The 4,898-nt window shown below is 66.0% G+C and carries 5 protein-coding genes; 1 reads left to right on the top strand and 4 read right to left on the bottom strand.

The annotated features are described in order from the left end of the window. Window positions 1–38 precede the first annotated feature (38 nt). The 4 genes from AB4Y86_RS12105 to AB4Y86_RS12090 all read right to left on the bottom strand — a co-directional run bounded on the left by AB4Y86_RS12105 (window position 39) and on the right by AB4Y86_RS12090 (window position 4,277). Window positions 39–1,274: a heparan-alpha-glucosaminide N-acetyltransferase domain-containing protein gene (locus AB4Y86_RS12105; RefSeq protein WP_441402473.1), complete on the bottom strand. Its 1,236-nt coding sequence runs from the start codon at window positions 1,272–1,274 to the stop codon at window positions 39–41. 125 nt (window positions 1,275–1,399) lie between these two features. Continuing rightward, entirely contained in the window at window positions 1,400–2,278 is an 879-nt protein-coding gene (locus tag AB4Y86_RS12100) for a hypothetical protein (protein WP_441402472.1), read from the bottom strand. Window positions 2,279–2,364: 86 nt separating this feature from the next. Continuing rightward, a complete protein-coding gene (locus AB4Y86_RS12095; RefSeq protein WP_441402471.1) occupies window positions 2,365–3,021 on the bottom strand; it encodes a response regulator in 657 nt (218 codons plus the stop codon). After that, window positions 3,018–4,277: a sensor histidine kinase gene (locus AB4Y86_RS12090; protein ID WP_441402470.1), complete on the bottom strand. Its 1,260-nt coding sequence runs from the start codon at window positions 4,275–4,277 to the stop codon at window positions 3,018–3,020. The genes AB4Y86_RS12095 and AB4Y86_RS12090 overlap by 4 nt, the downstream gene beginning before the upstream one ends. Before the next feature lie 154 nt (window positions 4,278–4,431). On the opposite strand from AB4Y86_RS12090, the gene AB4Y86_RS12085 reads away from it, so the two are divergent. Next, window positions 4,432–4,857: a hypothetical protein gene (locus AB4Y86_RS12085; RefSeq protein ID WP_441402469.1), complete on the top strand. Its 426-nt coding sequence runs from the start codon at window positions 4,432–4,434 to the stop codon at window positions 4,855–4,857. The last annotated feature ends 41 nt before the right edge of the window (window positions 4,858–4,898 follow it).

The following is a 4,898-nucleotide window of genomic DNA, read 5'->3' as shown; positions in this document are numbered from 1 at the left end:
GCTCCGCCCATCACCGGCGCCTAGCGCCACCGCCCGGCTTAGCGGAGCCCGGCCCGCCGACCGCGGCCCAGCCCGCTGGCGGCATGCCCCGCCCATTCAAGTGGTCCGCGCCAGGACAATGCCGCGAACGCACTGCCCAGGATCAGCACGGCGACGACCTGCGCCCAAAACACGCCTTCTACGCTCCACCCGGCGGGAAGCGGATGGCCGGACAGGGACGCCATGACGCACAGGTGTGCCGTGTAGAGGCTCAGGGTCAGGGCGCCGGCGCCGCGCAACGGCAGCAGCAGATCGAGCTGGATCCACTCGCCGAGCCGTCCCAGCAACAGGCAGAGGCCCACCACCGCAGCGGCGACCCCCGATGTGTGCAGCAGGTCCAGGGTGGTGCCCGAATGCGGGGCGCTTGAGGCCAGCCACCAGGCCGAACCGGACTGGTTGATTCCCGCGAGATTCACCTGCAGCAGGCTCGCCAGAGGATACGCCGGATCGCCCAGCTGCTCCTGCAGCGCAGCCCGGCCACCCCAGTCCTCCATCAACACCTGGCTCAGCCATTTGGCACCGACCGCGGCAAGAGTTCCGGCCGCCAGCAGGAGTACCGGAACCGCCGCCGTCGTCAGGGCCAGCCGTCCGATCGCCAGGCCGATAAGCAGGTAGGCGAGCCATTGCAGGACGGGGTAGTAGCCGGTCAGGAACAGGTCGCCGAACAACCGCGCGGGGGTGGCCAGATCCTCCCAGCCGGGGTTGTGGCCAAGCTGCAAGGGCGGCTCGGCGGCCAGCAGCCACGGCCGCAGGAGGTAGGCCAGGATGGGCGTGACCAGCAACCAGGCGGCCGCGAGGGTCCAAAGCTGCCTCGGGCGCAGCCCGAGGAAGGGCAGCACGCAGAGAAACAGCAGCGCATAGTGGACCAGGATCACGGCGATGTTGACGTCCAGGCCGCCAAGGGAGAACCCGACGGCGCCTACCACCAGCGCCCGCAGCGCGATGCCGCGGCGCGCGGCCCACAGCTCTGTGCCCTCCGGCGGACGCTCCCTTCCCGTGGAGAGCGCCAGGCCGATTCCCGCGAGCACGGCGAAGAGCGCCGAGGCGCGCCCGGAAAAGGCCAGCCCGACCCAGGTGGGAGTGAGCTGCGCGTCTGATTCGAACGTGGGGAGCACGTGGGTGGCCATCATGCCCAGCAACGCCAGCCCCCGGGCCGCGTCGACGCCGGTCAGCCGGGCCGCTACCGCCTTGCCGCCGGCCGTCCGGGAAGGTATAGCCGTGCCGCGCGAGGTCATCGTCCGATCGTCTCATGTCCGGTCCGCCCGGCGGCGCCGGGGGCGTCGTAACGCGCAGAGGACGACGGCGTCCTGTCACCCCCGAATCCTGACAGGGCGCCACTCGGCTGGTCCTCCGTAAAACGCTACTTCGATGCAGTGGCGCCCAGCACTGCCGCCTTCGCGTCAGCGGTCCGGCGAATCTCTTTGACCTTGGCGATCTGCGGGGCCAGCTCCTGCATGCGTGTGGTCAAGTACTTGTCCAAGACTTTGTCCAGTGCGGGGTGGAACCCGGTTTTGTCTCGGCAGACCGCGTCGGTCACGGCGATCCTAAACTCTTCCTGGCCGCCGGAACGTTTTCCCGCATCGGCGGCCTGCTGCGGGTTCGCAAAGGAGGCGTAAGGGGTGTCTTTCATGCAGGCCGCCCAGTCACCGATGGCTTTGGTAATGCCGGAGTCGCCGGAGGCGGACAGGCTGCCCGGGAGAACTGAGTTGTAGGCGACGCCGGTGGCGAGCATGTAATTTTCCGTGCTGCCGTAGATCTGTGTCATGGCTTCGCCGCGGCATCCGCCGGAGGAGGTGCCCATGCCTTCCACCGTGGTCATTGACGCGGTGTCCCCGGGACCGGTGAGTGCCCTGGTGAAGGCCGGATTGGCGAAGAGTTTCCCGTCCGCGGACCCGGGCGCGGGCTCGTGGGGTCCTTGAGGCCCGGTGCTGGCGTAGCCGCTGGCTTTGGCGGCGTCGACCGTAAGCCGTTTGAATCCGATGGCTCCGTTGAGGTCCATAGTCATCTCGGAGCTGGGCGGTGTGTAGTCGAAGCCGGCCTTGGCCATGYAGCGCCGGACAGCTTCCTGCATGCCCTTTTCGGCGATCGGATCGGATGAGGCGTAGGCCTCTGCCTGGCGGATGATGCCCGGGATGGGCTCTGGTGATGCGGTAACCGACGCGGCCGGGATCGCGGCAGCGGCCAGTGCCGCGCCGGTGCCTACGATCAGCACGGCAGCGCCGAAGATCTTCTTCTTCATGGTGGCTCCTTCGGTTGTTTTGGGCAATGCGGCGGCCGGCCTTCCCTAGGGGAAGGCTTCGGTAGCTGGGTAAGTGATCTTGGCGGCTAGTTCAGTACGTTGTTTTCGTAGGCGAAGGCGACGAGCTGGATGCGGTTCTTCAGCTTCAGTTTCGCCAGGATGCTGCCTACGTGGGATTTCACCGTGGCTTCGCTGAGCACCAGTGACGCGGCGATTTCGGCGTTTCCGAGCCCTTTGGCGGTCAGGAGAAACACGTCGCGTTCCCTTCCGGACAGGTCTGCCAGTGCCGCGTCGTTCCCCGAGGAGGGCGTGGTGTAGTCGCGCAGCAGTTCGTTGGTGAGGGCCGGGGCGATGACTGAGTGGCCGGAGTGAACCGTTCGGATGGCAGCCAGCAGGAAGTCTGGTGTGGTGTCTTTGGTGAGGAAACCGGCGGCGCCGACCTGGATGGCGCGGACAACGGCTTCGTCATGCTGGATGGTGGTCAGAACGATGATTTTGGTGGCAGTTCCTCCGGACTTTTCCAGGATTGTCCTTGTAGCGGTGATTCCGTCCATGACAGGCATGCGGATGTCCATCAGGAGCACATCGGGGCATGTTGCCTGGACGAGGTCGACGGCGGCCGACCCGTTGGTGGCTTCACCGACAAGGTCCATATCGGGCTGGCTGCGAAGGATCATTTTTAGCCCGGCACTGAACAGCGGCTGGTCATCGGCCAACGCAATCCGGATCGGTGCCGCGGTCATGGCCTTGCTCCTTCCAAGGCGGGGATGCGAGGCTTCGCAGGTGTTGCCGTGGCGTGCTGGTCGGGAGTGGCCGACGGGAGGAAGGCCAGTACTTCGAAGGTCTTTTCGCCCCGGACAGTTTCCACCCAGCCGCCGGCGGCTGCGGCGCGGGCTTTCATTCCTGCTAGACCGCGGCCGGGTGGGGCGGTCTTCTGCGCCGCTGCCGGATTTGTGATCAGCGACGATCTGCTCCGCAGCTCGAGGGACGCCTCGTTCCAGACCAACTGCAGCTGTGCTCCCTGGTTCCGGTTCCCGTGCTTGAACGCGTTCGTCAGGCTTTCTTGCGCCAGGCGGTAGACCGTCAGCTCCTGAGCGGCGCTCATGTCCCATGGTTCGCCTGTCGATTCGATCGTGACGGGCATGCCGCTGGAGCTCAGACGGTCGGCAAGGGCCACGAGATCTTCAACGGTGTGGGTCGGTTGGTTGCTTAGGTCCGTGGAGAAGCCTTCGATCAGTCGGCGCGTTTCGACCAGTGCGGTCCTTGCTGATTCGGCGATGACCCTTGATGCTTCCTCGACTGATTCCGGTTCTGTGCGGTGGATGAAGCGGATTCCGTCGGCTTGGGCCACGATGACCGCCAGTGAATGTGCCAGGACATCGTGCAGCTCGCCCGCGATTCTGTTGCGTTCCTGTTCGACGGCGAGTTCGGTCGCCGTCTCGCGCAGCCGGGCTTCTGCCGCGAGCTGGGCCCTCCGGCTCCTGGATGCTTTGACTACGGCCACGCCGCCGGCCCACGCGGCAAGGTTCAGGGCGGCGAACGCGCCGAAAATCAGAAAAGCGTAGGTGAGGGACCGCAGTACTCCCCGGCCATAGATCTGGTTGCCGAAAATGAAGTTGATCCAGGTCTGGTCGGTGAACCAGTTCACGGTCGTAATGCCGGCGAATACGACTGCGGAGGTGGGGAGGATCCACCTGTGCCGGGTTTTCCACGCGATCACGGCGAAGAAGACGACGATCGGAACGACGGCGTAGCTCAGCACGCCGGACAAAAGGACCGCCGGGAAGATCTTGAGGCTCTGCAGGGTCAGGGCGATCCAAACCAGGCCCAGGGCGGCCGCCGGAAGGAGCTCGGCGACCGCGGCTGCCGTCAGGAGCGCGAACAGCAAGGCACTCTTCTGGTCGAAATGGCGCTCCTCCAGGATGAGGAGTGTTCCCAGAAGCGTCGTGGCCGCGGCCGGTGCCGCGAGGAGCCTCAGAGACCGCATGGTGTTGGACATGCCTTCACCCTAAGCGGGCTCCAACCAACCACCGGCCCAATTCGAGTGAGTTCCAACCCATTGATGAGGAAGTTCCCCCGAGTGGATGACCCTGCCGCCGGCCGGCGGCCACGCAAGGGTTGTATTCGAATATATGTTCGAATATTATGCAAGCATGAACCACGCAGCAGAACCGGCTCCAGGCGCTTCCTACAAGGCGAGTGATTCCTACCAGCCAGACCCCACCCGCCCAGCGGAGGGTCGACGCGACGGGGACGGTGTGCTGAAGGCGATGAGCCCCGGCGTCGTCGATTTCCTTTTTCGGCGGTTGGTCGCGGGGGAGCCGCCCGAGGACGTCCAGTGGCACCGGGAGGGCACTGCCTTGGCCGCGCAACCGCCCGGCGCCGAGTTGGCCCGCAGGCTCGCCGAGACGGATCTGGAGGCACTTACTCCGACGGAGTTGTTTCACTATGTCCGCGCAGCCCAGCGTCTGGCGACGTGGGCCGAAGCCCTGCGCGAAGACGCCGTGGGGCGATACTGCGCCGTTCCGGGGCCGCGTCACGGCCGACCGGCCGGCACGGCGCAGGAGGGCCGAATTTGACGCGCATCACGCCGGCGCCATTGTTCTAACGAGCAGGGGAC

It is taken from the genome of Arthrobacter sp. 2YAF22_2 (assembly GCF_052114645.1).
In the GTDB taxonomy this organism is placed as follows: Bacteria; Actinomycetota; Actinomycetes; order Actinomycetales; family Micrococcaceae; genus Arthrobacter.
This window is presented reverse-complemented; position numbering and strand designations above follow the sequence as displayed.

Excerpts from the sequence above, each read along its gene's own strand:
- AB4Y86_RS12105 (WP_441402473.1), bottom strand. The coding sequence starts at position 1,274 with ATGACCTCGCGCGGCACGGCTATACCTTCCCGGACGGCCGGCGGCAAG.
- AB4Y86_RS12095 (WP_441402471.1), bottom strand. The coding sequence starts at position 3,021 with ATGACCGCGGCACCGATCCGGATTGCGTTGGCCGATGACCAGCCGCTG.
- AB4Y86_RS12090 (WP_441402470.1), bottom strand. The coding sequence starts at position 4,277 with ATGTCCAACACCATGCGGTCTCTGAGGCTCCTCGCGGCACCGGCCGCG.
- AB4Y86_RS12085 (WP_441402469.1), top strand. The coding sequence starts at position 4,432 with ATGAACCACGCAGCAGAACCGGCTCCAGGCGCTTCCTACAAGGCGAGT.